This is a genomic window from Acidovorax sp. FW305-C-20-28 (genome assembly GCF_058783375.1).
In genome coordinates, this window is sequence record NZ_JBYSYM010000019.1 from 43,192 (window position 1) to 67,708 (window position 24,517).

The window sequence follows — 24,517 nt, forward strand, 5'->3', positions numbered from 1 at the left end:
CTGCAAAGGGCCGCGCAGTACCCATGGACGCCCACCAACCCCTGACCCTTCTGGGAGGCCTCACGCCCGCCCAGTTCATGCGCCGCCACTGGCACAAGAAGCCGCTCCTGGTGCGCCAGGCCATCCCGGGCTTCCAGGCCCCGGTGCCGCGCGCAGACCTGTTCGACCTGGCCGGGCAGGAGGGGGTGGAGTCGCGCCTGGTGCAGCAGTTGCGCGGCGCCTGGAAGCTGCGCCAGGGCCCGTTCACGCGCCGCGCGCTGCCCTCGCTCAAGCAGCCCGACTGGACGCTGCTGGTGCAGGGCGTGGACCTGCATGACGCGGGGGTGCACGCGCTGATGCAGCAGTTCCGCTTCGTGCCCGAGGCGCGCCTGGACGACCTCATGATCAGCTACGCCAGCGATGGCGGCGGCGTGGGGCCGCATTTCGACAGCTACGACGTGTTCCTGCTGCAGGCCCATGGCAAGCGGCGCTGGCGCATTGGCCGGCAGAAGGACCTCACGCTCAAGGAGGGCATTCCGCTCAAGGTGCTGGCGCAGTTCGAGCCCGAGGAGGAGTTCGTGCTCGAGCCCGGCGACATGCTCTACCTGCCACCGCGCTATGCCCACGACGGCGTCGCCGAGGGCGAATGCATGACCTATTCCATCGGTTTTCGCGCCCCGGCGCGGGCCGAGCTCGCCAATGAGCTGCTGGTACGCCTGACCGACGAAGCCCAGGAAGGCGACGTGCCCGTGCTCTACCGCGACCCGCGCCAGGAGGCTGTGGAGCAGCCCGCCGCCATTCCGGCCAGCCTGCAGGATTTTGCCCGCGAGGCGCTGGCCAAGGCGCTTGCAGAGCCGCTGGCGCTGGAGCGCGCCCTGGGCGAGTACCTGACCGAACCCAAGCCCAATGTCTGGTTCGACCCCGACGCATCGGGCGCCATGATCGAGAGCGTGGTGCTGGACCGCCGCACGCGCATGATGTACGACGTCCACCATGTGTTCATCAACGGCGAGAGCTACCGCGCCGGCGGGCGCGACGCCACGCTGATGCGGCGCCTGGCCGACCAGCGGCGCCTGTCCGGGCGCGAGATGGCGCGCGCCAGCGACGATGCACTGGAACTGATATCGTCCTGGTGCGATGCGGGTTGGGCGCACGCGGATACCGACCATACCGAAGGGGACTGACCGTGACCCAGGATCTCACCTCCACTGCCGCGGACGGCGCGTCCGTGCCGCCGGCCGGGCTGCCGTCCGGCCGCTTTGCCAGCCGCGAGACCTTCATCCAGCTGGTGCGCGATGCGCTGGCCACGGCGGCGCGCGAGGGTTGGGGGGAGATCGTGGTCAGCGACGCCAATTTCCACGACTGGCCGCTGGGCGAGCGTGCCGTGGCCGAGTCGCTGCAGGCCTGGGCCAAGACGGGCCGGCGTTTCACCATGCTGGCCGGCTCCTACGACGATGTGGTCCGGCGCCATGCGCGCTTCGTGCGCTGGCGCGGCACCTGGGACCACATCATCACCTGCCGCCGCGCGGGATCGGCCGACCCGCTCGACATTCCGAGTGTGTTATGGTCGCCGCAGTGGGTAATGCACCGGCTGGACCCCGAGCGCTCGGTCGGCGTCACGGGCAGCGAGCCTGACCGCCGCGTGCTGGTGCGCGAAACCCTGAACGACTGGCTGCACGGAAAGAGTGCACCGGGTTTCCCGGCCTCGACCCTCGGGCTGTAGGACAACTACCCGACTTGGTGTTTCCAGACCTTGCACCATGTGAAGGCACGGTAAACCTTGCATCGGTGTTAGTCAGTATTGACTAAATGCCAATATAATCGGCGGCTGCGCCGAAATGGTGCTACTCAAGTGCACTGTGCCAATGCGCAAGGGCTTTTTTGGAGCCGGGCGCCGTGGCTTTTCAAGATTTCTGTCTGTCCAACTAGGAAAAACCCAATGAAGAACTCTCTCGTTCTGGCCGCCCTGATCGCTGCTGCTGCCCTCGCCGCTTGCGGCAAGAAGGAAGAACCCGCTCCAGCACCTGCGCCAGCACCCGTGGAAGCCCCCGCTCCAGCAGCTGCTCCTGCCGCTTCCGAAGCCGCTCCTGCCGCTTCCGACGCTGCTCCTGCCGCTTCGGACGCCGCTGCTGCCGCCAACGCTGCTGCCACGGCCGCTACCGCTGCTGCCAGCGCTGCTTCGAACTAAGCACGCCTGAACCCCGGCCGCGCCCTGGCGCCGGCCTTCGGTTCGGAAGCCCGCACTCGCAAGAGGGCGGGTTTTTTTTCGCCTGCCCGCAGGTGCTTCAGAAAAGCGAGGTGGGCAGGGGTGGCGGCGACAGGGGGCCTGTCGGCGCGGGCTGCTCGCCCACGGTCAGCCAGCCGGTGCCCAGGGCCTGGTCGGCCACCACGATGAGCTCGGGCGCCCACTGCAGCGCACCGGCCAGCGCCTGCCGGGCCAGCTCGGGTGTGTTGTTGCGCGCGCTCAGGTGGGCGGCGGCCACCCACTTGAGGCCATCGTGCCGCACGGCCTGCACGATGGCGGCCGTGGCCTGGTTGGCCAGGTGGCCATAGGCGCCGCCCACGCGGCGCTTGAGAAAGGCCGGGTAGGCCGAGGCGGCCAGCAGGTCCGGGTCGTGGTTGGCCTCGATGAACAGCGCGTGGCAGCCCGCCACCTGTTGCAGCACATGGGGCGTGGCGTGGCCCAGGTCGGTGAGCAGGGCCAGGTCGTGGGCGCCGTCGGTGAAGCGCAGCTGCAGCGGCTCGCGGGCGTCGTGCGGCACGGTGAAGGGGCGGACCGACAGCGGCCCCAGTTCGATGGGCTGCATGTCGCGGGCCTCGTGTAGCAGGCCATCGAAATCCGGTGCGCCGATGGCCATGTGCGTGCCCCGGCTCATCCACACCGGAATGCGGTGGCGCAGGGCCAGAGCGTGGGTGCAGCCGATGTGGTCGGAGTGCTCGTGGGTGATGAACACGCCGTCGATCTGGCCGATCTCCAGGCCGGCCGCCGCCAGTCGGGTCTGCAGCTGGCGTATGCCCAGCCCGCAGTCGACCAGCAGGCGGCGTGTGTGCAGGCCGTCGCTGGCCTCCACCACCGTCGCATTGCCGGCGCTGCCGCTGGCGAGGTTCTTCAAACGCAGCATGTTGAAATGCATTGCGCCTGGGCACCACCCCGCGGGGTGGCGTCCAGGCGCAAAGGGTGGTTGTGTGCCTTGGCTTACTTCAGATCGTCTGCGATCACGCGCACGATGCGCTCGGCGTTGGCCGAGGACTCGGGGGCGCCGGCTTCGTTGAGCACCGACACGGTGGTCGATTCGCCCTGGCTGCGCACCACGATGCGGTACTTGAGCGGTGGCACGGCGGCCGGCGTGCGGGTGAACAGCTTGCCGAAGAAGCCGGTCTCCTTCTTGTCGGCATTGGGTGCCACATAGCGCACGAAGTACAGGCCTTCGTTGCGGTTGCGGTCTTCCACGGTGAAGCCGGTGCGGTCCAGCGCCACGCCGACGCGGCGCCATGCGCGGTCAAAGCCTTCGTTGATCTGCACCACGGGCACGTTGTTCACCGTGCTCACGGTGGCCGACTTCGCCGCGGGGGCGGCAGCGGCGGCCACGACGGCCTTGGACTGTTCCTGGCTCACGCCGAGACGGACCATCAGGCGGCGCAGGAATTCGGTCTCCAGCTCGGGGTCGGCCGCACGGGGCTGCCACACGGTCTGGTCCTTGCTGGTGTTGCTGTAGACCTCGACCATGCCGCGGTGCGTGATGTAGATCTCGGTGCCGCCCTTGGCATTGCGCTCCAGGCGCGTGCGGAAGCGGTCGCGCTCGCCCGTGGAGTACAGCGAGTCGATCACCTTGCCCAGCGTGGAGCGGATCAGGTCTTGCGGCAGCTTGGCGCGGTTTTCGGCCCAGTCGGTTTCCATGATGCCCAGGTTGGCCTGGTCGGTATCCAGCGTGAAGCCGTTTTCCAGCCAGAAGTCGCGCACGGGCTCCCACAGCTTGTCGGCGGGGCGGTCGATCACCAGCCAGCGCTTGTTGCCCTCGCGCTCGATGCGCACGTCGCCCAGCTGCGTGGCGGCCGCGTTGGCCGTGCCCGAGGGCTGGGCTGCCTGGCTGGCCTGCAGGGCAGCGGCCGAGACGGCGCCGCCGGGCACGTTGTAGCGGGAATCGCGCGAGAGCTGCGTGAGGTCGGGAGGCACCTCCAGCGTGGAGCCCTTGGCAGCGCTCTTGTAGTCGATCTTGTCGCCTTCGAGGACGGAGCAGGCAGACAGGGCCACGGCCAGGGCCAGCAGGCCCGCACGGGTAGTAACAGCGTTCACGCGAAGTTCCTTGGAGTGTCAGGGTTCGGGCGCAGCCCGGGTTGTTAGATCAGGCCGGCCGAGCGCAGGGCCGCTTCGACCACGGCCTCATTGGCCTGGGTGAGCGGGGTCATGGGCAGGCGCAGGGTGCCACCGCACAGCCCCATGCGGGCCACGGCCCACTTCACGGGGATGGGGTTGGCTTCGACGAAGAGCTGCTTGTGCACGGGCATCAGCTGGAACTGGATCTCCATCGCGCGCTGCACGTTGCCGCTCGTCGCGGCCACGCACAGCTCGTGCATCAGGCGCGGGGCCACGTTGGCCGTCACGCTCACGTTGCCATGGCCACCGCACAGCATCAGGGCCACGGCGGTCGGATCGTCGCCCGAGTAGATGCCAAAACCCTTGGGGGCTTCGCGGATCAGCCACTGCGCGCGCTCGATATTGCCCGTGGCTTCCTTGATGCCGATGATGCCGGGCACCTGCGCCAGGCGCAGCACGGTGTCGTGCTGCATGTCGGCCACCGAGCGGCCGGGCACGTTGTACAGGATGGTGGGCAGGTCGCCCACGGCCTCGGCAATGGCCTTGAAATGCTGGTACTGGCCCTCTTGCGTGGGCTTGTTGTAGTAGGGCACGACCTGCAGCTGCGAGTCAGCGCCCACCTTCTTGGCGAAGCGCGCCAGTTCGATGGCCTCGGCCGTGGAATTGGCGCCGCAGCCGGCCATGATGGGCACGCGCTTGGCGGCCTGCTCCACGGACACGCGGATGATCTCGCAATGCTCTTCGACGTTCACCGTGGGCGACTCGCCCGTGGTGCCCACGACGCCAATGCAGTCGGTGCCTTCGGCGATGTGCCAGTCGATCAGTTTGCGCAGCGCCGGGTAGTCGACGCTACCGTCCTCATGCAAGGGGGTGACGAGGGCGACGATGCTGCCGGTGAGAGGCACGGAGGAAGATGTCATGTCCGCAGGGGTGAACGGGATAAAAGAGCATTCTAACTAGCCCGGCTGGCCAGCCGATGTCTTGGTGGCTCGCCGGTACCCCCAAGTTCCCGCACCGCCGTGATGCGTTGCACGAAACGCGCGGGTTCTTCGAGGAAGCCGTCCTCGTAGGCCACGGTGCGCAGGCCGGCGCAGGCGGCCAGCAATTCACCGGGCTGCAACAGGAATTCGGACCGGGCAGGGCGGCCCACGGTTTCGTTACCGTGTGCAAAGGTCTCGTAGACCAGTACACCGCCTGGGGCCAGGCTGGCCAGCAGGGTGGGGAACAGCGGGCGCCACAGGTAGTTGGTGACCACCACGGCGCCGAACTGCCGCCCGGCAAAGGGCCAGGGGCCGTTTTCGATGTCGGCGCAGACCATCTCGCCGTAGGGTGCGCCTGCAGCAACGGCCTCGGGAGAGCGGTCCACCCCCACCACCGGGTGGCCCAGGCCATGCAGCCAGCGCAGGTGGCGCCCGGCACCGCAGGCCACATCTAGCACCGTGCTGCCCGGGGCGATCAGGTGCGACCAGCGGCGCACCCAGTCCGAAGGGTGGTCAGATCCGTGCATCCGTAGGTGAGTTTTGCTATGAAAATAAGAGCATCGGGTGCCCCGAGGTCAGGGCTAGAAGCAGCTCCACACCTTGTCGGCCAGCAGCACCATGAATTCCGGGGCCGTGTACAGGCCGAACACCGCCAGGCAGGCCAGGATGGAGGCCGTCCAGGCCAGCACCCGCCACACCAACGGCAGGGCCGGGGCGTGCGAGGGTGTCGGTTCGGGCGTGGCAGGCATGGGGATTGGGTGTTTCTAGCCTGCCATCATGCAGGAACCGGGGCCCTGCGCTGGATAGGGCTTTCCTTGACCGGCAGGTTCACCAGGGCCGCGAACACGCCCAGGGCGATGGCGATGTACCAGACGATGTCGTAGCTGCCCGTGGCGTCGTAGAGGTAGCCACCCAGCCAGACGCCCAGGAAGCTGCCGATCTGGTGGCTGAAGAAGACGAAGCCGCCCAGCATGGACAGGTGCTGCACGCCGAAGATCTGGGCGATGGTGGCATTGGTGGGCGGAATGGTGGACAGCCACAGAGTGCCCATGACGGCCGAGAAGATGTAGACCGAGGCCGGCGACAGCGGCACCACCAGGAAGATGGCGATGGCCACGGCCCGCGCAAAGTAGATGAAGGCCAGGATGTAGCGCTTTTGCAGGCGCTGGCCCAGGGTGCCGGCGATGTAGGTGCCGAACACGTTGAACAGCCCGATCAGCGCCAGCGCATAGCTCGCCACCTGGGGCGAGAGGCCATGGTCCTTGAGGTAACTGGGCATGTGCACGCCGATGAACACCACCTGGAAGCCGCAGACGAAGTAGCCGGCCATGAGCAGGGTGAAGCTGGGGTAGCGGAAGGCCTCGAACAACGCCTGGGCGACGGTCTGGTCGCGCTTGACCGGGGCCGAGCCCTTGAAGCCCGGCTCGCGCAGCCCGAAGGCCAGGGGCACGATGAGCAGCACCGCCAGCGACAGCGCCAGCAGCGCCTGCTGCCAACCCAGGTTGGCGATCAGCCAGCCCTCCATGGGCACCATGAGGAACTGGCCGAAGGAGCCGGCCGCTGCGGCCACGCCCATGGCCCAGGAGCGCTTTTCCGGCGCGATCTGGCGGCCCAGCACGCCGTAGATCACGGCGTAGGTCGTGCCCGCCTGGGCGGCGCCGATCAGTACACCCGTGGTCAGCGCAAAGAGCAGGGGCGTGGGCGACAGGGCCATCCCGGCCAGGCCCGCGGCGTACAGCGCGGCGCCGGCCAGCAGCACGCGGAAGGCGCCGAAGCGGTCGGCCGCCATGCCGGCAAAGATGCCGATCAGGCCCCAGGACAGGTTCTGGATGGCGATGGCCAGCGCGAAGGTCTGGCGCGTCCAGCCCATTTCCTGGGTGATGGGCTGCAGCCACAGGCCGAAGCCGTGGCGCGTGCCCATGGACAGGGTCACGATGGCTGCGCCACACGCGAGCACCTGGAACATGGACAGTTTCGGAGTATTCAAAGACATGCGCAGAATGTAGCCAGATTGGCCGCAATCTGCCGGCACACGGCCAAGCAGTACAGTTGCCGGTCTTTCTACAGGCAAATACCTGTTTTTTCATACAGCTTTTGCTGCGCCGCCGCACTACAATCCGCCGCATGTCTGCCAAACCGTCTTCCGTTTCCGCCAGCGAATATTCCGAGGGCTCGATCCGCGTGCTCAAGGGCCTGGAGCCCGTCAAGCAGCGCCCGGGCATGTACACCCGCACCGACAACCCCCTGCACATCATCCAGGAGGTGCTGGACAACGCCGCCGACGAGGCGCTGGCCGGCCATGGTAAGAAGATCAAGGTCACGCTGCACACCGACGGCTCGGTCAGCATCGAGGACGACGGGCGTGGCATCCCCTTCGGCATGCATCCCGAGGAAAAGGCCCCGGTGATCGAGCTGGTGTTCACCCGCCTGCATGCGGGCGGCAAGTTCGACAAGGGCAAGGGCGGCGCCTACAGCTTCTCGGGCGGCCTGCACGGCGTGGGCGTGAGCGTGACCAACGCCCTGGCCACTCGGCTGGAAGTGAGCAGCCACCGCGAAGGCAAGGTCGCGCGCCTGGTGTTCTCGGCCGGCGACGTGGTCGAGCCCCTGGTGGCGCGCGCGCTGGAGGCTGGCGAGCGCAAGCAGGGCACCACCGTGCGCGCCTGGCCCGACGCCAAGTACTTCGAATCGAGCGCGCTGCCCATGGGCGAGCTCACCCACCTGCTGCGCAGCAAGGCCGTGCTCATGCCCGGCGTGTCGGTGACCCTGGTCAACGAGAAGACCCGCGACACCCAGACCTGGCAGTACAAGGGCGGCCTGCGCGACTACCTGATGCAGACCCTCAGTGGCGACCCGGTGATCCCGCTCTTCGAGGGCGAGGGCTATGCCGACCGCAACAACGAGAGCTTTGCCGAGGGCGAGGGCGCCTCCTGGTGCGTGGCCTTCACCGAAGACGGCCAGCCCATGCGCGAGAGCTACGTCAACCTGATCCCGACCAGCGCTGGCGGCACGCATGAAAGCGGCCTGCGCGATGGCCTGTTCAATGCCGTCAAGAGCTTCATCGAGCTGCACAGCCTGCTGCCCAAGGGCGTCAAGCTGCTGCCCGAGGACGTGTTCGCCCGTGCCAGCTACGTGCTGTCGGCCAAGGTGCTGGACCCGCAGTTCCAGGGCCAGATCAAGGAGCGCCTGAACTCGCGTGACGCGGTGCGCCTGGTCTCGGGCTTCGTGCGGCCCACGCTCGAACTCTGGCTCAACCAGCATGTCGATTACGGCAAAAAGCTCGCCGAGCTGGCCATCAAGGCCGCACAGACGCGTCAGAAGGCCGGCCAGAAGGTCGAAAAGCGCAAGGGCTCGGGTGTGGCCGTGCTGCCCGGCAAGCTCACCGACTGCGAAAGCCGCGACATCGCGCACAACGAGGTCTTCCTGGTCGAGGGCGACTCGGCCGGCGGTAGCGCCAAGATGGGCCGCGACAAGGAAAGCCAGGCCATCCTGCCGCTGCGCGGCAAGGTGCTCAACACCTGGGAGGTGGAGCGCGACCGCCTGTTTGCCAACAACGAGATCCACGACATCTCGGTGGCCATCGGCGTGGACCCGCATGGCCCGAACGACACGCCCGACCTCTCGGGCCTGCGCTACGGCAAGGTCTGCATCCTGTCGGACGCCGACGTGGACGGCTCGCACATCCAGGTGCTGCTGCTCACGCTGTTCTTCCGCCACTTCCCCAAGCTCATCGAGGCCGGCCACATCTACGTGGCGCGACCACCGCTGTTCCGCGTGGACGTGCCCGCGCGCGGCAAGAAGCCCGCGGCCAAGATGTATGCGCTCGATGACGGCGAGCTCACTGCCATCCTCGACAAATGCGCCAAGGACGGCGTGGCGCGCGAGAAGTGCCAGATCAGCCGTTTCAAGGGTCTGGGCGAGATGAATGCCGAGCAGCTGTGGGAAACCACGCTCAACCCCGACACCCGCCGCCTGCTGCCCGTGGAACTGGGCGGCATGGACTTCGCCGCGACCGAGGGCCTGATCACCAAGCTCATGGGCAAGGGCGAGGCGGCCTCGCGGCGCGAGCTGATGGAACTGCATGGTGATGCGGTCGAGATCGACATCTGAGCGGCTGCGACTGCTGTGCGCAGGCCTGGTGCTGGGCCTGGCGCAGACGGCCGCCCACGCCGACCTCTGGGCCTTTGTCGATGCGCGCGGCGTGACGCACTTCGCGTCCGAGCAGGTGGATGCCAACTACCAGCTGTTCTTCAAGGGCAACGAGTTCGACTCCACACGCGACGGGCCCTCCGACGTGCGGCCTCTGCCCCATGCCCTGCCGCCGGCGGGGGCGCGGTTGCTGGCCTTTTTCGACATCGCGCCGGACTACAAGCGCGTCAAGCACCACCTGCGTGCCGCTGCGGCCAGGCACGACGTGGACTACGAACTGTTGCAGGCGCTGATCGCCACGGAATCGGGCTTCGATGCCGATGCCGTCTCGCCCAAGGGCGCGGTGGGGCTCATGCAGGTGATGCCGGCCACGGCGACCCGCTTCGGCGTGAGCGCCGACGCCAAGCGCTCGGTAGAGAAGAAGCTCACCGACCCGGCCGTGAACGTGCCCACGGGCACGCGCTACCTGCGCCACCTGCTCGACCTGTTCCCCGAGCGCCTGGACCTGGCGCTGGCCGCCTACAACGCGGGCGAGGGCGCCGTGCAGCGCGCGGGCAACCAGATCCCGGCCTACAAGGAAACGCAGAACTACGTGCGCACCGTGCTGGGCCTGTACGCCCAGCTCAAGCCGCCGGCGCCTGTGAAGAACCCGCGCACCGCCACGGGCCGCGTGCGCATGGAACTGCAGGGTGGCGCCCTGAACCGGGGCAATCTGCCGCCTGACCGCGTGGCGCAGACGCCCGCAATGACTGAACCTGAATCCCACAAGAACGAATGAGCGACCAACCCACTCTCGATTTCCCGGCCTCCGACGACGGAGGCGATGATTCCCTGGGCCTGGCCGGCTACGCCCAGCGCGCCTACCTGGAGTACGCGCTTTCGGTCGTGAAGGGCCGGGCCCTGCCCGACGTCTGCGATGGCTTGAAGCCCGTGCAGCGGCGCATCCTGTACTCCATGGACCGCATGGGCCTGGGCTACAGCGGCCCCACGCGCAACACGGCGGCCAAGCCAGTCAAGAGCGCCCGCGTGGTGGGCGATGTGCTGGGCCGCTTCCACCCGCACGGCGACCAGTCGGCCTACGACGCACTGGTGCGCATGGCGCAGGACTTTGCCCAGCGCTACCCGCTGATCGACGGCCAGGGCAACTTCGGCAGCCGCGACGGCGATGGCGCTGCGGCCATGCGCTACACCGAGGCACGCCTGTCGCGCATCACCAGCCTGCTGCTCGACGAGATCGACGAAGGCACGGTCGATTTCATGCCCAACTACGATGGCAGCACGGAGGAGCCGCGCCAGCTGCCCGCGCGCCTGCCGTTCGCGCTGCTCAATGGCGCCAGTGGCATTGCCGTGGGCCTGGCCACCGAAATCCCGAGCCACAACCTGCGCGAGATTGCCGACGCCTGCATTGCGCTGATCAAGACGCCCTCGCTGTCGCAGGACGACCTGATGGCCCTGGTGCCCGGCCCCGACTACCCGGGCGGCGGGCAGATCATCAGCAGTGCCGGCGACATTGCCGACGCCTACCGCACCGGCCGCGGCAGCCTCAAGGTGCGCGCGCGCTGGAAGATCGAGGAGTTGGCGCGTGGCCAGTGGCAGCTGGTGGTCAACGAACTGCCCCCGGGCGTGAGCTCGCAGAAGGTGCTCGAAGAGATCGAGGAAATCACCAACCCCAAGGTCAAGACCGGCAAGAAGGCCTTGAGCCAGGAGCAAACCCAGCTCAAGGCCAGCATGCTGGCCGTGCTGGACGTGGTGCGCGACGAGTCGAGCAAGGACGCCCCCGTGCGCCTGGTGTTCGAGCCCAAGACCGGCAAGATTCCGCAGCAGGAGCTGATCACCGCCCTCCTGGCGCACACCAGCCTGGAGACCTCGGCACCGATCAACCTGACCATGGTGGGCCTGGACGGCCGCCCGGTGCAGAAGTCGCTGCGCCAGATGCTGGAGGAATGGATCTCCTTCCGCCAGACCACCATCACCCGCCGCTCGCAGCACCGCCTGGACAAGGTGCTGGACCGCATCCACATCCTCGAAGGGCGGCAGCTGGTGCTGCTCAACATCGACGAGGTGATCGCCATCATCCGCCAGGCCGAGGACCCCAAGGCCTCGCTGATTGCGCGCTTTGCGCTGTCGGACCGCCAGGCCGAGGACATCCTGGAAATCCGCCTGCGCCAGCTGGCGCGGCTCGAAGCCATCAAGATCGAGCAGGACCTCAAGGACCTGCGCGAAAGCCAGGGCAAGCTCGAAGACATCCTGAACAATCCCGGCTCGCTGCGCCGCCTGATGGCCAGGGAGATCGAGGCCGACGCCAAGACCTTTGCCGATGCGCGCCGCACGCTGATCCAGGCCGAGAAGAAGGCCGTGGCCGAGGTCAAGGTGGTGGACGAGCCCGTGACCGTGGTGGTCTCGCAAAAGGGCTGGGTGCGTGCGCGCACCGGCCACGGCCATGAGGCCGCAAGCTTCGCCTTCAAGGCGGGCGACGGTCTGTACCGCACTTTCGAGTGCCGCACGGTCGATACCCTGCTGGCCTTTGGCAGCAATGGCCGCGTGTACTCGGTGCCGGTGTCGGTGCTGCCGGGCGCGCGTGGTGATGGCCAGCCCGTGACCACGCTGATCGAACTCGAATCGGGCACCCAACTGCTGCACTACTTTGCCGGGCCGGCCAGCGCCAGCCTGCTGCTGTCCAACTCGGGCGGCTATGGCTTCATCGCCTCGGTGGAGAACATGGTCTCGCGCCAGAAGGGCGGCAAGGCTTTCCTCACACTGGGTGAGGGCGAGACCGTCTGCCCGCCCTCGCATGCCGCGGGCACCACCGGCGCCCAGCCGCTGACCCCGGCCACCCACGTGGCCTGTGCCTCGGTGGGCGGGCGCATCCTGACCTTCGAGATCAGCGAACTCAAGACCATGGCCAATGGCGGACGCGGCCTGATGCTGATCGACCTGGAGGCCAAGGACACGCTGGCCGGTGCCGCGGCCTACACGCGCAGCATCCGCATCGAAGGCATCGGCCGGGGCGGCAAGGAGCGCGAGGAGACGCTGGAGATCCGCTCGCTCAACAACGCCCGGGCCGCGCGCGGGCGCAAGGGCAAGGCGGCCGATCTGGGCTTCAAGCCCTCGGCCGTGGTGCGCGTCGAATAAGCGGTCCCGCGTCGCCCGCAAGCCACCCTGCGGGGTGGCTTTTTTTGTGCGCCGCAGCATTCCACGGGTTGCTACGGATTGGACGAATGGCGGGAACGGGCGCACCATATGTAAAAAAGTGTCTGCTATGGCGCGGTGCAGGAGTGGATGCCGTTTGTGCGACGATGCTGCAAAGCCCTCCCGGCCGAAGCCGGCAGACCTTGAAACCATCGACAACGACAGGAGACCATGATGTTCCAACGCATCCGGATTGCCCAGAAACTGTGGCTCGCCGTCATTTTCATCGTGGTCATGCTGGCCAGCGTGGTGGGCTTCTCGGCCTACCGCTCGGCCAAGGTGCAGGCCGAGGCCGATGCGGTGTCGCGCGAAATGCAGACCCGTGTGAACACTGCCATCCGCTGGGCGGGCCTGACCGAGACCAATGCCGCCCGCACGCAGGCGCTCATCGTGAGCAGCGATGCGGCGGTCGAAGCCGAATTCAAGGACGTGATCGCCGCCACCTCGGCGCAGATCACCGAAGTGCAGAAGGCACTCGAGGGCATGGCCCTGTCCGACGTGGACAAGGCGCAGATGGCCAAGATCGCCGATGCGCGCAAGACCATGATCGACCTGCGTGGCAAGGCACGCCAGCTCAAGGCCGATGGCAAGGCCGACGAGGCGGTCACCCTGGTCAAGCAGACCTACAACCCGGCGGTCGCGGCCTACCTCACGGCGCTGCGCGAGTTCGTGGACCTGCAGCAGACGACCGCGCAGACCCGGCTGGCCGAGATGTCCGCATCGCGCATGCTCACGGTGAAGATCGCGGCCGTGGCCGTGGCGGCACTGCTGGCCGCCATCATTGCGGGCGCCTACTACCTGATCGGCAGCATCCAGCGCCCGCTGGCGCAGGCCAATGACCTGGCGGCCAAGATCGCGGCGGGCGACCTCAGCGAGCAGGGCTCGGTCACGCGCGGCGACGAGTTCGGCGACCTGCTGCGCTCGCAGTACGCCATGAGCGATTCGCTCGGGCGCATGGTGCACCAGGTGCGCCAGAGCACCGACAGCATCGCCATTGCCAGTGCCGAGATCGCCACCGGCAACCACGACCTGTCGGCGCGCACCGAGCAGACTTCGAGCAACCTGCAGCAGACGGCGGCGGCCATGGAGCAGTTCACCAGCACCATTGCGCAGAGCGCCTCCAGCGCCCGCCAGGCCAGCACCCTGGCTGCCGGCGCCACGGGCGTGGCCGAGCGCGGTGGTGCGGTGGTGACCCAGGTGGTCTCCACCATGGAGGACATCAACCACAGCAGCAAGAAGATCAATGACATCATCGGTGTGATCGACGGCATCGCTTTCCAGACCAACATCCTCGCGCTCAATGCCGCCGTGGAAGCGGCCCGTGCGGGTGAGCAGGGTCGGGGCTTTGCCGTGGTGGCCAGCGAGGTGCGCAGCCTGGCCCAGCGCAGCGCCGAGGCCGCCAAGGAGATCAAGACGCTGATCAGCGCCTCGGTGGAAAAGGTCGAGACCGGCAGCCGCCTGGTGGCCGATGCCGGCAGCACCATGACCGACATCGTGCGCTCGGTGCAGAGCGTGACCGACATGATCGGCGAGATCACCGCCGCATCGTCCGAGCAGAGCGCAGGCATCTCGCAGGTCAACCAGGCCGTGGGCAACCTTGACCAGATGACCCAGCAGAACGCCGCCCTGGTCGAGCAAAGCGCCGCCGCCGCGCAAAGCCTGCGCGAACAGGCCGAACACCTGGCCCAGGTGGTCTCGGTGTTCAAGGTCAATGGCGCGGCCTACGGTGGCGTGGCACCGCCCATGCGCGCGGCGCACACACCTGCGGCCAGGCCGGCGGCAGCGGCCACCAAGACCGCTGCGCCCCGCATCACCCAGGCGGCCAGCAAGCCGGCCGCCAAGCCCGCTGCGCCCGCCAAGGCGGCGCCTGCACGCTCACCGGCCCTGGCCCAGGGCGCGGAGGAGGACTGGGAGTCGTTCTGAACCCGGGGCGCGATGCGCCCCCGGCAGGTATCAGGCCAGCTCTGCGATGAGTTCGATTTCGACGCATGCACCCATGGGGATCTGCGCCACGCCGAAGGCGCTGCGCGCATGCACGCCCTTGTCGCCGAACACCTGGCCGAACAGCTCGCTCGCACCATTGGTCACCAGGTGCTGCTCGGTGAAATCACCGGTCGAGTTCACCAGGCTCATCACCTTCACGATGCGCTTGATGCGGTTCAGGTCGCCGCCGGTGGCGGCATGCAGCGTGCCCAGCAGGTCGATGGCCACGGCGCGCGCCGCAGTCTTGCCTTCCTCGGTGCCGATGTTGTTGCCGAACTGGGCGGCCCAGGGCTTGCCGTCCTTGCGCGCGATGTGGCCGGAGAGGAACACCAGGTTGCCGGTCTGCACGTAGGGCACGTAGGCGGCCGCAGGCACGGAGACGGGGGGCAGGGTGATGTTCAGTTCGGAAAGCTTGTCGTAAACGCTCATGGTCGTCGTCCTTCGGTTGAGATGGTTCACTTGCCGGGGCCGCAGGGCTGCGGGTAGCGCCGGGTCGGTCAGCATGCGAGTGTTACACACCGCGTGCCCGGGCCGGCTGCGAAAGCCTGCTGCGCCCGCGGTTTAGCATGCGCGCATGTCCGACCCTCTTGCTGCTGCCGTGGTAGCCCGCCCCGCCGGCGTTGCGGTGGCGGCGCTGCGCAGCCATGCGCCGGCCCTGTGGCGCCTGCCCGCGCTGCTGTCAGGCAGCCTGGTGGGCGCAGCGCTGCAGCTGCAGCAGTCCGTGCTGTGGCAATGGCATGGCTATGGGATGGTGCTGGCGTGCGCCGCCGTCGCCTGGATGCTGTCGGGCCTGTGGGCGCGATCGCCGGGCGTTGCGGGGCGCTGGCTGTGCCGTGTGCTGGTGGCCTGCGCCGGGGCCGGTCTGCTGTTTGCCAGCACGGGCCTGCGTGCTACGGTCTACCAGCGGGGGGCGCTGGACCCGGCGCTGGAGGGGCAGAACATCCGTGTCGTCGCCACCATCGCGGCCATGCCGCAGGTCAACGAGGCGGGCGTGCGCCTGCGCCTGGCTGTGGAATCGGCCTGGCTGCCGGGCGAGGGTGAGGGGCCTGCGCGCAAGGCCGTGCAGTTGCCCGAACGCATGGACGTTTCCTGGTACGGAGGCTTCTTCTTCGGCGCCACCAGCGCCACCACCACGGTGCGGCCGCTGGAGCCGCAGCGCCGCCCGCCCACCCTGCATGCGGGCGAGCGCTGGGAGATGACCCTGCGCCCGCGTGCGCCGCACGGCCTGAGCAACCCGCATGGTTTCGACTACGAGCTCTGGGCCTGGGAGCAGGGCGTGCAGGCGACGGCAACCGTGCGCACCGGCCCCAAGGACCAGGCGCCGGTGCGCCTGGCCAGCACCTGGCAATACCCCGTGGAGCAGGCGCGGCAGTCGGTGCGCGACGCCATCCTGGCGCGCCTGGCCCCGGGCCTGGACCCCGATGACCCGGGGCGTGCCCGCATGGCCGGCGTGGTGGCGGCCCTGGTCACGGGCGACCAGCGCGCCATCGACCGGGCCGACTGGGACGTGTTTCGCGCGACCGGGGTGGCGCACCTCATGAGCATTTCCGGCCTGCACATCACCCTGTTCGCCTGGCTCGCGGCGCTGGCCGTGGGCGCGCTGTGGCGCCGTTCGCCGCGCCTGTGCATGGCCGTGTCGGCCCCCTCGGCAGCGCTGGTGGCCGGGGTGCTGCTGGCGGCCGCGTACGCGCTTTTCAGCGGCTGGGGTGTGCCCGCGCAGCGCACGGTGACCATGCTGGCCACCGTGGCCCTGCTGCAGCTCTCGGGCCGGCGCTGGCCCTGGCCGCAGGTGTGGTTGCTGGCCTGTGCGGCCGTGGTCTGGGTCGATCCCTGGGCGCTGTACCAGGCGGGCTTCTGGCTGAGCTTCGTCGCGGTGGCGGTGCTCTTTGCCACCGATACGCGGACGGTGGGCGCCGCACCGGTGCGCGGCCGGGCGCGGGTGCTGGCGCTGCTGCGCGAGCAGTGGGTGGTCACGCTGGCGCTCACGCCCCTGTCCCTGCTGCTGTTCGGCCAGGTGTCGCTGGTGGGCCTGGTGGCCAACCTCGTGGCCATCCCCTGGGTGACGCTGGTGGTCACGCCGCTGGCGCTGGGCGGTGTGCTCTGCGTGCCCTTGTGGAACCTGGCACTGTGGAGCCTGCAGCCCCTGGCCGCCCTGCTGCAGTGGCTGGCCACCTGGCCCATGGCCGTGCTCTACCTGCCGGTGGCGCCGCTGTGGGCGGGCGCGGCGGCGCTTGCGGGCGGTCTGCTGCTGGCCATGCGCCTGCCGTGGCGGCTGCGCCTGCTGGCCCTGCCCCTGGTGCTGCCGGTGCTGTGGTGGCAGCCGGGCCGGCCCGCGACGGGCGAGTTCGAGCTGCTGGCGGCCGATATCGGCCAGGGCAATGCGGTGCTGGTGCGCACCGCCAGCCACACCCTGCTGTACGACGCTGGCCCGCGCTTCAGCCTGGAGAGCGATGCCGGACACCGCGTGCTGGTGCCGCTGCTGCGCGCCCTGGGAGAGCGGGTGGATCTGCTCATGCTCAGCCACCGCGATGCCGACCACACGGGCGGCGCGGCAGCCGTGCTGGCCCAGCAGCCCGGCGCGCGGCTCACGGGCTCCATTGAGGCCGGGCACGAACTGCAGGCCCTGCGGCCGGCCACGCCCTGTCTGGCAGGCCAGCGCTGGGAATGGGACGGCGTGGCCTTCGAGGTGCTGCACCCCGCGCCTGGCGCCGGGGCCGTGGTGCGCGCCAACCATGCCAGCTGCGTGCTGCGCATCGCTGCGGCGGGCGCAGGTGCGCCCGTGGCGCTGCTGGCGGGCGACATCGAGACCGCGCAGGAGCAGGCCCTGGTGGCCGGCAAGGCACCGCTCAAGGCCGACGTGCTGCTGGTGCCGCACCACGGCAGCAAGACCTCGTCCACCGGGGGCTTCCTCGACGCCGTGGCGCCGCGCACCGCCTTGGTGCAGGCCGGCTACCGCAACCGCTTCGGCCACCCGGCGCCCGACGTACTGGCCCGCTACCAGGCGCGTGGGATTGCGGTGGTGGAGTCGGCGCGCTGCGGGGCGGCCACCTGGTCGTCCAAGCGGCCCGAAGGGGTGGCCTGCCAGCGCGAATCCGGCCAGCGGTACTGGCAGCACAGCATGGTGCCAGCTTTGTCGCGTTAGTGCAGCAAGGCATCGATGGCGTACTGCCGCAGTCGGCTGATTTCGGAAACTGGGCGCACAACTTGCTATCCTGCCTGCAGGAGGCCTGTTGTTCATGCAGAAATTTGACGAGATGTACGCCATGCTGCCTTTCGATGGCAGCGACGTGCGAGAACACTACAAGCGCTATGCGCAATGGTTGTCCAAGCAGCCCCCCGACGTGATGCAGGCCCGCAGGGCCGAGGCGGAGATGATCTTCCGCCGCGTGGGCATCACCTTTGCCGTCTACGGCGCCAAGGACGAGGACGGTGCCGGCAACGAGCGGCTCATCCCCTTCGACCTGATCCCGCGCATCATCCCCGCGCACGAATGGTCCAGCATGCAGCAGGGCCTGGTGCAGCGCGTCACGGCGCTCAACCGCTTCATCCACGACGTCTACCACGGGCAGGACATCATTCGCGCCGGCATCGTGCCGGCCGATCTGGTGCTCCACAACGCCCAGTACCGGCCCGAGATGGCGGGCGTGCAGGTGCCGCAGAACATCTATGCCCACATTGCCGGCATCGATATCGTGCGCGCCCCCAATGCCCAGGGCGAGGGCGAGTACTACGTGCTCGAAGACAACCTGCGCGTGCCCAGCGGCGTGAGCTACATGCTGGAAAACCGCAAGATGATGATGCGGCTGTTCCCCGACCTGTTCAGCCTGCACAAGGTGGCGCCCGTGGCCCACTACCCCGACATGCTGCTGGAGACCCTGCGCGCCAGTGCCCCTGCCACGGCCGATGAGCCCACGGTGGTGGTGCTCACGCCGGGCATGCACAACAGCGCTTATTTCGAGCACGCCTTCCTGGCCCAGCAGATGGGGGTGGAGCTGGTCGAGGGCCAGGACCTGGTGGTCAAGGACCGCTTCGTCTACATGCGCACCACGCGCGGCCTGCAGCGCGTGGACGTGATCTACCGCCGCGTGGACGACGACTTCCTCGACCCGCAGGTGTTCCGCCGCACCTCCACGCTGGGCTGTGCCGGTCTGATGGAGGCCTACCGCGCAGGCAACGTCGGCATCTGCAACGCCGTGGGCACGGGCGTGGCCGACGACAAGTCGGTCTACCCCTACGTGCCCGAGATGATCCGCTTCTACCTGGGCCAGGAGCCCATCCTGAAGAACGTGCCCACCTGGATGTGCCGCAAGCAGGACGACCTGCAGTACGTGCTCGACCACCTGCATGAACTGGTGGTCAAGGAGGTGCACGGCGCGGGTGGCTACGGCATGCTCATCGGCCCGGCGGCCACCAAGGCCGAGATCGAGGAATTCCGCGGCGCCTTGCTGGCCAACCCGGCGGGCTACATCGGCCAGCCCACGCTCAGCCTGTCGAGCTGCCCGACCTATGTGGATGCCGGCATCGCGCCGCGCCACATCGACCTGCGCCCCTTCGTGCTCAGCGGGCGCGAGGTGCAGATGGTCGCCGGCGGCCTCACCCGCGTGGCCCTGCAGGAGGGCTCGCTGGTCGTCAATTCATCACAAGGCGGTGGCACCAAGGACACCTGGGTGCTTGGAGAAGGAGGGACCGCGTAATGCTCAGCCGCACAGCCGATCACCTGTTCTGGATGTCCCGCTACACCGAGCGGGCAGAGAACACCGCACGCATGCTCAATGTGAGCTACGAGACCTCACTGCTGCCCCAGTCCGCCGCCGTGGCACAGGAGGGCTGGGAGGGCCTGCTGTCCATCAGCGAGCTGATCCCCGCCTATACCGCCAAGCATGGTGATGTCACGCCCGACCGGGTGCTGCACTTCATGGTGCGCGATGGTAACAACCCCTCGTCCATCGTCTCCTGCCTGCGCGCTGCGCGCGAGAACGCGCGTGCCGTGCGCGGCGCGCTCACCACCGAGATCTGGGAAACGCAGAACCAGACCTGGCTGGAACTGCAGCGCCTGCTCAAGGGCGATGCCTTCGAGCGCGACCCGGGCCAGTTCTTCGAGTGGGTCAAGTACCGCTCGCACCTCTCGCGTGGCGTCACGCTGGGCACCATGCTGCAGGACGAGGCCTTTCACTTCCTGCGCATGGGCACCTTCCTGGAGCGCTCGGACAACACCGCGCGCCTGCTGGACGTGAAGTTCCACGCCGTGAAGAAGGACTTCTTCGGCCGCGCCAGCGAGCGCAACCAGGAGAATGATTTCTACCACTGGAGCGCCATCCTGCGCAGCGTCTCGGCCTTCGAGGTCTACCGCAAGGTCTACCGCGACGTGATCACCCCGGGCCGGGTGGCCGACCTCTTGATCCTGCGCCGCGACATGCCGCGCTCGCTGCATGCCAGCATGCGCGAGGTGGTGGACAACCTGGCCGTGCTCGCCAACGACCAGTCGTCCGAGACCCAGCGCCGCGCCGGCCGCCTGCTGGCCGACCTGCAGTACGGCCGCATCGACGAGATCCTGTCGACCGGGCTGCACGCCTTCCTCACGCAGTTCCTGGACCGCGTGAACGACCTGGGCGGCGGCATCAGCCGCAACTTCCTAGTCGCGACGGGCGATTGAACCCGCGCTCTCCGGGCGGCTTCAGCCGCCCGAGGCCGTGGGCAGCGTACCCCAGTGGGCTGCCACCACCGAATGCACCTGCGCCACGGCCGAGTCGCGCAGGGCATCGGTGCGCCAACCCAGTTCCACCGCAAAGCGCGGCATGGCCACGGGGCAGGGCAGCACCGTGAGGCCGGCCAGGCGCGCCATGGCGTGGGCGGCGTGGACAGGCACGGTGGCCACGGCCTGGGTGCCCTTGAGCAGGTAGGGCAGGGCCGCGAAGTGCGTGGTCGAGGCCACCACGCGCCGTTGGTGGCCCAGGGCGGCCAGCACCTCGTCCACCACGCCGATGAAGCCGCCCGATGAAATGAGGATGTGGTCACGCGCCACATAGTCCTGCACCGTGAGCGGTGCGGGCGCATCGACCACACAGGCATAGCCGCCCTCGCCCAGCACCCGGTGGCTCAGCCAGCGCGTGGCAAAGCCGCCGGCCGTGATGGCCAGGTCGATCTCGCGCGCCATCAGCATCTCGGCCACGATCTGGCTGTGCGTCTGGCGAAAGGCCAGGCGCAGCCCCGGCGCATGCTGCGCCAGCAATTGCACCAGCCACGGACCCATGGCGATCTCGAAGTCGTCCGACAGGCCCAGCACCACCGAGCGGCCCTGGTAGCGCGCCGCGGGCGAGGTGCCCAGGGCCAGGCTCTCGCGGCATTTGTTGAGCGCCTCGCCGATCACCGGGCGCAGCTCCTGCGCGCGCAGCGTGGGCGCCAGGCCCCGGCCGGTGCGTGTGAACAGCGGGTCGCCATAGACCTTGCGCAGCCGGCCCAGGGCCGCGCTCACGGCCGACTGGGTCAGCGACAGGCGCAGCGCGGCGCGCGTGGCGCCGCCTTCTTCGTAGAGCGCCTCGAACACGCGCAGCCCGTTGAGGTCGAATCCGATATCAATTTCATTCATATCCATCAGCAATGAAAGCGCATTGATTCATCTTAGCGGGCGGGCAACACTGGCGCATCCCCATCTTTCAACGGAGTTCTTCCATGGCACTTTCCACTGTCGCCGCCCTGCAGATCGGCTCCTCCCCCGAGGGCACCGCCCAGACCCTGGCCAACGTGCTGGCCTTCGAGGAGGAGATCAAAGCCTCGGGCGCGCGCCTGGTCGTCATGCCCGAGGCCTTGCTGGGCGGCTACCCCAAGGGCGAGATCTTCGGCACGCGCCTGGGCTACCGCCTGCCCGAGGGGCGCGAGGCCTATGCGCGCTATTTCGCGAGCGCCATCGACGTGCCCGGGCCCGAGACCGAGGCGCTGGCGGGCCTGGCCCAGCGCACGGGCGCCCTGCTGGTGCTCGGTGTGATCGAGCGCGCGGGCAGCACGCTGTACTGCACGGCGCTGTACATCGACCCCGACAAGGGCCTGGTGGCCAAGCACCGCAAGCTCATGCCCACGGGCACCGAGCGCCTGATCTGGGGCCAGGGTGACGGCTCCACGCTGCCGGTGGTGGAGTCGGCCGTCGGCCGCGTGGGCGGTGTGATCTGCTGGGAGAACCACATGCCCCTGCTGCGCACCGCCATGTACGCCCAGGGTGTGCAGATCTGGTGTGCGCCCACGGTGGACGAGCGCGATATCTGGCAATGCTCCATGCGCCACATCGCGCACGAGGGGCGCTGCTTTGTCATCAGCGCCTGCCAGGTGCAGCCCTCGCCACGCGCGCTGGGAATCGACGCACCCGGCTGGGACGCCGACCGCCCGCTGATCCGCGGCAACAGCATGATCGTGGGTCCGCTGGGTGACGTGCTTGCCGGCCCGCTGCAGAACACCACCGACCTGCTCACCGCGCAGGTCGACGTGGAGGAGTTGGTGCGTGCCCGCTATGACTTCGACGTGGTGGGCCACTATGCGCGGCCCGATATCTTCACCCTGCAGGTGGATCGGCGTGCGCGCCAGACGGTGGCCTTCACCGACTGAGCGTCAGGACGAATCCTGCTCCACGGCCTGCCGCACCAGCGCCAGCGCCCGGGGCAACTCCTCCAGCGGCACCGAGCCCAGCGCCACGCGCAGTGCCTGGGGCACATGGGTGGTGGTGGCAAAGGCCTCGGCGGTGGAGACGGTCACGCCGCGCTGCAGCAGGGTGGCGGCAATGCGGTCGGCACGCTGGTCGTCGCAGAGCGGCAGCCAGACGAAGTAGGAGTGCGGGTGGCGCACCAGGGGCAGGCCCCCGAGCACCTGGGTCACCAGGGCATGGCGCTGCGCGGTGTCGGCGCGTTTCTCGGTCTCCAGTCGGGCCACGGTGCCGTCCTCGATCCAGGCGCAGGCGATGGCGGTGAGCACGCCCGCCGTGTTCCACGAGGTGGCGCGGATCGCGCGCTCCAGCGCCGGGACCAGCGCCGGCGCTGCCGCGACAAAGCCGAAGCGCAGGCCCGTGGCCACGTTCTTGGACAGGCTGGAGACATACACCGTGCGCTCCGGCGCGAGCGCGGCAATGGGCACCAGGGCATCGCCGGCCAGGTAGGCATAGGGCGCGTCCTCGATCACCAGCAGGTCGTGCTGGCGCGCGATCATGGCCAGGCGCCCGCGCGAACGCGCCGGCATCACGCAGCCCAGCGGGTTGTGCAGCGTGGGCATGGTGTAGACGGCGCGCACCGGCCGGGCATGGCACAGGCGCTGCAGCGCGTCGAGGTCCGTGCCCTCGGGGCCCACAGGCACGGGCGCCAGGTCCAGCCGCAGGCGCTCGGCCAGCACGCGAAAGCCCGGGTAGGTGAGGGCGTCCACGGCCACGATGTCACCGGGGCTGAGCAGGCCCAGCGCAGCGACGGCCATGCCGTGCTGGGCACCATTGACGATGAGCACCTGCTCGCCAGTCACCTTCAGCAAGCGCGACTGCAGGTGCCGCGCCACGGTGGCGCGCTCGTGCGGGCGCCCGCCGTAGGGCTGGTAGTGCAGCAGCGATTCCAGGTCGCCCGAGGCTGCCAACTGGCGCAGCGCCTCGCGCAACTGCTCGGTCTGGCCGGGCACGCTGGGGTTGTTGAACGACAGGTCGATGGCGCTGGCCTGCGGCGCGGTGAGGTCCGCCCCCGGGTGCGGGTACGAGGGGTCGCGCACAAAGGTGCCGCGCCCGGTCTCGCCCACCACCAGGCCGATGGCCTCCAGTTCCGCATACACCCGGCTGGCCGTGGCCAGTGCCAGGCCGTGCCTGGTCGCCAGTTCGCGGTGCGTGGGCAGGCGCGTGGCGGGCCGCAACCGGCCGGCGCGGATATCGGCCGCCAGCGCATCGACGACCTGCTTGTACCGGACGACCCCCATTGCAATCCCAGTGTATCTATGACAATTCTTTGATTGTACTAAGTGGCCTGCCTAGGATGGCGCATTCTTCCACCCCTGCGAGAACACCATGCGCATCGCCCTGCTGGCCTTTGACGGCTTCAACGAACTCGATTCCCTGATCGCCCTGGGCATCCTCAACCGGGTCAAACGCCCCGGCTGGGAGGTGGCCCTGGTTTGCCCTGCGGCGCGCGTGCGCTCCATGAACGGCATCGTGGTCGAGCCGCACCAGGCCTCGCTGGCCTGGGCGCAGGATGCAGACGCCGTGCTGGTCGGTAGCGGCATCCAGACCCGTGAGGTGGTGGAGGACGCGGCGCTGATGGCCCAGATGCGCTTTGACCCCGCGCGCCAGCTGCTGGGCGCGCAGTGCTCGGGCGCGCTGGTTCTTGCCAAGCTGGGCTTGCTCGACGGTGTGCCGGCCTGCACCGACCTGACCACCAAACCCTGGGTGCAGGCCGCTGGCGTGACCGTGCTGGACCAGCCGCTGTTTGCCCGCGGCAATGTGGCCACGGCCGGGGGCTGCCTGTCCTCGTCCTACCTGGCGGGATGGGTGATTGCGCGCCTGGCGGGTGCCGAAGAGGCGGCCGCCGCGCTGCACTACTTCGCCCCGGTGGGCGAAAAAGAAGAGTATGTGGCCCGTGCCATGGGCCATATCGAGCGCTACATGCCGGCTGTTGAAACCGTTTAGATCTCGCCGTTGCGCTTCTGGTCGCGCAGCATGAAGAGGTACAGGCTTTCGACCTTCTCGCGCGCCCAGGGCGTCTTGCGCAGGAACTTGAGGCTGGAGCCCACACTCGGTTCGTGCTGGAAGCAGCGCACCGGAATGCGCTCGGCCAGCCCGGCCCAGCCGAAGTAGTCGGCCAGCGCCACCACCATGGCCTCCAGCGTCACGCCATGCAGCGGGTTGCGCGGTTGGGCGGGCTTGGAGGGTGGGGCGGGCGGCGGGGTCTCGGGGGTGCTCATGGCCCGAGCATACCCG

Annotated in this window: 22 protein-coding genes; 12 read left to right on the forward strand and 10 right to left on the reverse strand. The window is 68.7% G+C overall.

Annotated features, from left to right (window positions below; all coding sequences use genetic code 11):
- Positions 1–23: 23 nt before the first annotated feature.
- The 3 genes from AC3WOH_RS21050 (at position 24) to AC3WOH_RS21060 (ending at position 2,167) form a co-directional block, all read left to right on the forward strand.
- Entirely contained in the window at positions 24–1,163 is a 1,140-nt protein-coding gene (locus AC3WOH_RS21050; RefSeq protein ID WP_492231277.1) for a JmjC domain-containing protein, read from the forward strand.
- 2 nt (positions 1,164–1,165) lie between these two features.
- Entirely contained in the window at positions 1,166–1,702 is a 537-nt protein-coding gene (locus AC3WOH_RS21055; protein ID WP_492231278.1) for a hypothetical protein, read from the forward strand.
- 216 nt (positions 1,703–1,918) lie between these two features.
- On the forward strand, positions 1,919–2,167 hold the full coding sequence (locus AC3WOH_RS21060; protein WP_184858436.1) for a hypothetical protein: 249 nt from the start codon (positions 1,919–1,921) through the stop codon (positions 2,165–2,167).
- Positions 2,168–2,264: 97 nt separating this feature from the next.
- Here the strand turns inward: AC3WOH_RS21060 and AC3WOH_RS21065 are convergent, their stop codons facing one another.
- From AC3WOH_RS21065 to AC3WOH_RS21090, 6 genes are all read right to left on the reverse strand, one after another.
- Positions 2,265–3,101 carry an MBL fold metallo-hydrolase gene (locus tag AC3WOH_RS21065; RefSeq protein ID WP_492231279.1) on the reverse strand — a complete coding sequence of 279 codons (837 nt, stop codon included), beginning with the start codon at positions 3,099–3,101 and terminating at the stop codon, positions 2,265–2,267.
- A 74-nt stretch (positions 3,102–3,175) separates the two neighbouring features.
- Positions 3,176–4,273, reverse strand: coding sequence for an NlpB/DapX family lipoprotein (gene bamC, locus AC3WOH_RS21070; protein ID WP_492231280.1), 1,098 nt, complete (start codon positions 4,271–4,273; stop codon positions 3,176–3,178).
- A gap of 44 nt (positions 4,274–4,317) precedes the next feature.
- On the reverse strand, positions 4,318–5,214 hold the full coding sequence (dapA, locus tag AC3WOH_RS21075; RefSeq protein ID WP_184858442.1) for a 4-hydroxy-tetrahydrodipicolinate synthase: 897 nt from the start codon (positions 5,212–5,214) through the stop codon (positions 4,318–4,320).
- Positions 5,215–5,246: 32 nt separating this feature from the next.
- Entirely contained in the window at positions 5,247–5,801 is a 555-nt protein-coding gene (locus AC3WOH_RS21080) for a class I SAM-dependent methyltransferase (RefSeq protein ID WP_492231281.1), read from the reverse strand.
- Between the two features lie 54 nt (positions 5,802–5,855).
- Positions 5,856–6,023 carry a hypothetical protein gene (locus tag AC3WOH_RS21085; RefSeq protein WP_184858446.1) on the reverse strand — a complete coding sequence of 56 codons (168 nt, stop codon included), beginning with the start codon at positions 6,021–6,023 and terminating at the stop codon, positions 5,856–5,858.
- A 26-nt stretch (positions 6,024–6,049) separates the two neighbouring features.
- Complete coding sequence (locus AC3WOH_RS21090) at positions 6,050–7,267, reverse strand: MFS transporter (protein ID WP_492231282.1); 1,218 nt, start codon at positions 7,265–7,267, stop codon at positions 6,050–6,052.
- Positions 7,268–7,398: 131 nt separating this feature from the next.
- Here AC3WOH_RS21090 and AC3WOH_RS21095 point away from each other — a divergent pair, with 131 nt between their 5' ends.
- From AC3WOH_RS21095 to AC3WOH_RS21110, 4 genes are all read left to right on the forward strand, one after another.
- The gene (locus tag AC3WOH_RS21095) at positions 7,399–9,381 is read left to right on the forward strand and encodes a DNA topoisomerase IV subunit B (protein WP_492231283.1); all 1,983 of its coding nucleotides are present in this window, start codon (positions 7,399–7,401) and stop codon (positions 9,379–9,381) included.
- Positions 9,359–10,198 carry a lytic transglycosylase domain-containing protein gene (locus AC3WOH_RS21100; protein WP_492231284.1) on the forward strand — a complete coding sequence of 280 codons (840 nt, stop codon included), beginning with the start codon at positions 9,359–9,361 and terminating at the stop codon, positions 10,196–10,198. The genes AC3WOH_RS21095 and AC3WOH_RS21100 overlap by 23 nt, the downstream gene beginning before the upstream one ends.
- Positions 10,195–12,552: a DNA topoisomerase IV subunit A gene (parC, locus tag AC3WOH_RS21105; protein WP_492231285.1), complete on the forward strand. Its 2,358-nt coding sequence runs from the start codon at positions 10,195–10,197 to the stop codon at positions 12,550–12,552. The genes AC3WOH_RS21100 and parC overlap by 4 nt, the downstream gene beginning before the upstream one ends.
- A gap of 231 nt (positions 12,553–12,783) precedes the next feature.
- Complete coding sequence (locus AC3WOH_RS21110; protein WP_492231286.1) at positions 12,784–14,532, forward strand: methyl-accepting chemotaxis protein; 1,749 nt, start codon at positions 12,784–12,786, stop codon at positions 14,530–14,532.
- Between the two features lie 30 nt (positions 14,533–14,562).
- On the opposite strand, the gene AC3WOH_RS21115 is transcribed toward AC3WOH_RS21110, so the two are convergent.
- Positions 14,563–15,021 carry a RidA family protein gene (locus AC3WOH_RS21115; protein ID WP_184858458.1) on the reverse strand — a complete coding sequence of 153 codons (459 nt, stop codon included), beginning with the start codon at positions 15,019–15,021 and terminating at the stop codon, positions 14,563–14,565.
- Positions 15,022–15,166: 145 nt separating this feature from the next.
- Between AC3WOH_RS21115 and AC3WOH_RS21120 the strand changes: the two genes are divergently transcribed.
- The 3 genes from AC3WOH_RS21120 to AC3WOH_RS21130 all read left to right on the forward strand — a co-directional run bounded on the left by AC3WOH_RS21120 (position 15,167) and on the right by AC3WOH_RS21130 (position 20,245).
- Positions 15,167–17,734 carry a DNA internalization-related competence protein ComEC/Rec2 gene (locus AC3WOH_RS21120; RefSeq protein WP_492231287.1) on the forward strand — a complete coding sequence of 856 codons (2,568 nt, stop codon included), beginning with the start codon at positions 15,167–15,169 and terminating at the stop codon, positions 17,732–17,734.
- 94 nt (positions 17,735–17,828) lie between these two features.
- Positions 17,829–19,286, forward strand: coding sequence for a circularly permuted type 2 ATP-grasp protein (locus AC3WOH_RS21125; protein ID WP_184858462.1), 1,458 nt, complete (start codon positions 17,829–17,831; stop codon positions 19,284–19,286).
- A complete protein-coding gene (locus AC3WOH_RS21130) occupies positions 19,286–20,245 on the forward strand; it encodes an alpha-E domain-containing protein (RefSeq protein WP_492231288.1) in 960 nt (319 codons plus the stop codon). The genes AC3WOH_RS21125 and AC3WOH_RS21130 overlap by 1 nt, the downstream gene beginning before the upstream one ends.
- Positions 20,246–20,266: 21 nt before the next feature.
- On the opposite strand, the gene AC3WOH_RS21135 is transcribed toward AC3WOH_RS21130, so the two are convergent.
- Positions 20,267–21,178 (reverse strand): LysR family transcriptional regulator, encoded by a 912-nt coding sequence (locus AC3WOH_RS21135; RefSeq protein ID WP_492231289.1) that lies wholly within the window; start codon positions 21,176–21,178, stop codon positions 20,267–20,269.
- Positions 21,179–21,261: 83 nt separating this feature from the next.
- Between AC3WOH_RS21135 and AC3WOH_RS21140 the strand changes: the two genes are divergently transcribed.
- Positions 21,262–22,185, forward strand: coding sequence for a carbon-nitrogen hydrolase family protein (locus AC3WOH_RS21140; RefSeq protein ID WP_492231290.1), 924 nt, complete (start codon positions 21,262–21,264; stop codon positions 22,183–22,185).
- A gap of 3 nt (positions 22,186–22,188) precedes the next feature.
- On the opposite strand, the gene AC3WOH_RS21145 is transcribed toward AC3WOH_RS21140, so the two are convergent.
- Positions 22,189–23,520: an aminotransferase-like domain-containing protein gene (locus AC3WOH_RS21145; RefSeq protein ID WP_492231291.1), complete on the reverse strand. Its 1,332-nt coding sequence runs from the start codon at positions 23,518–23,520 to the stop codon at positions 22,189–22,191.
- Positions 23,521–23,608: 88 nt separating this feature from the next.
- On the opposite strand from AC3WOH_RS21145, the gene AC3WOH_RS21150 reads away from it, so the two are divergent.
- Positions 23,609–24,226 (forward strand): DJ-1/PfpI family protein, encoded by a 618-nt coding sequence (locus AC3WOH_RS21150; protein WP_492231292.1) that lies wholly within the window; start codon positions 23,609–23,611, stop codon positions 24,224–24,226.
- Here AC3WOH_RS21150 and AC3WOH_RS21155 read toward each other — a convergent pair.
- The gene (locus tag AC3WOH_RS21155) at positions 24,223–24,501 is read right to left on the reverse strand and encodes a VF530 family protein (protein WP_492231293.1); all 279 of its coding nucleotides are present in this window, start codon (positions 24,499–24,501) and stop codon (positions 24,223–24,225) included. The two genes, AC3WOH_RS21150 and AC3WOH_RS21155, sit on opposite strands and share 4 nt — an antisense overlap.
- Between the last annotated feature and the right edge of the window lie 16 nt (positions 24,502–24,517).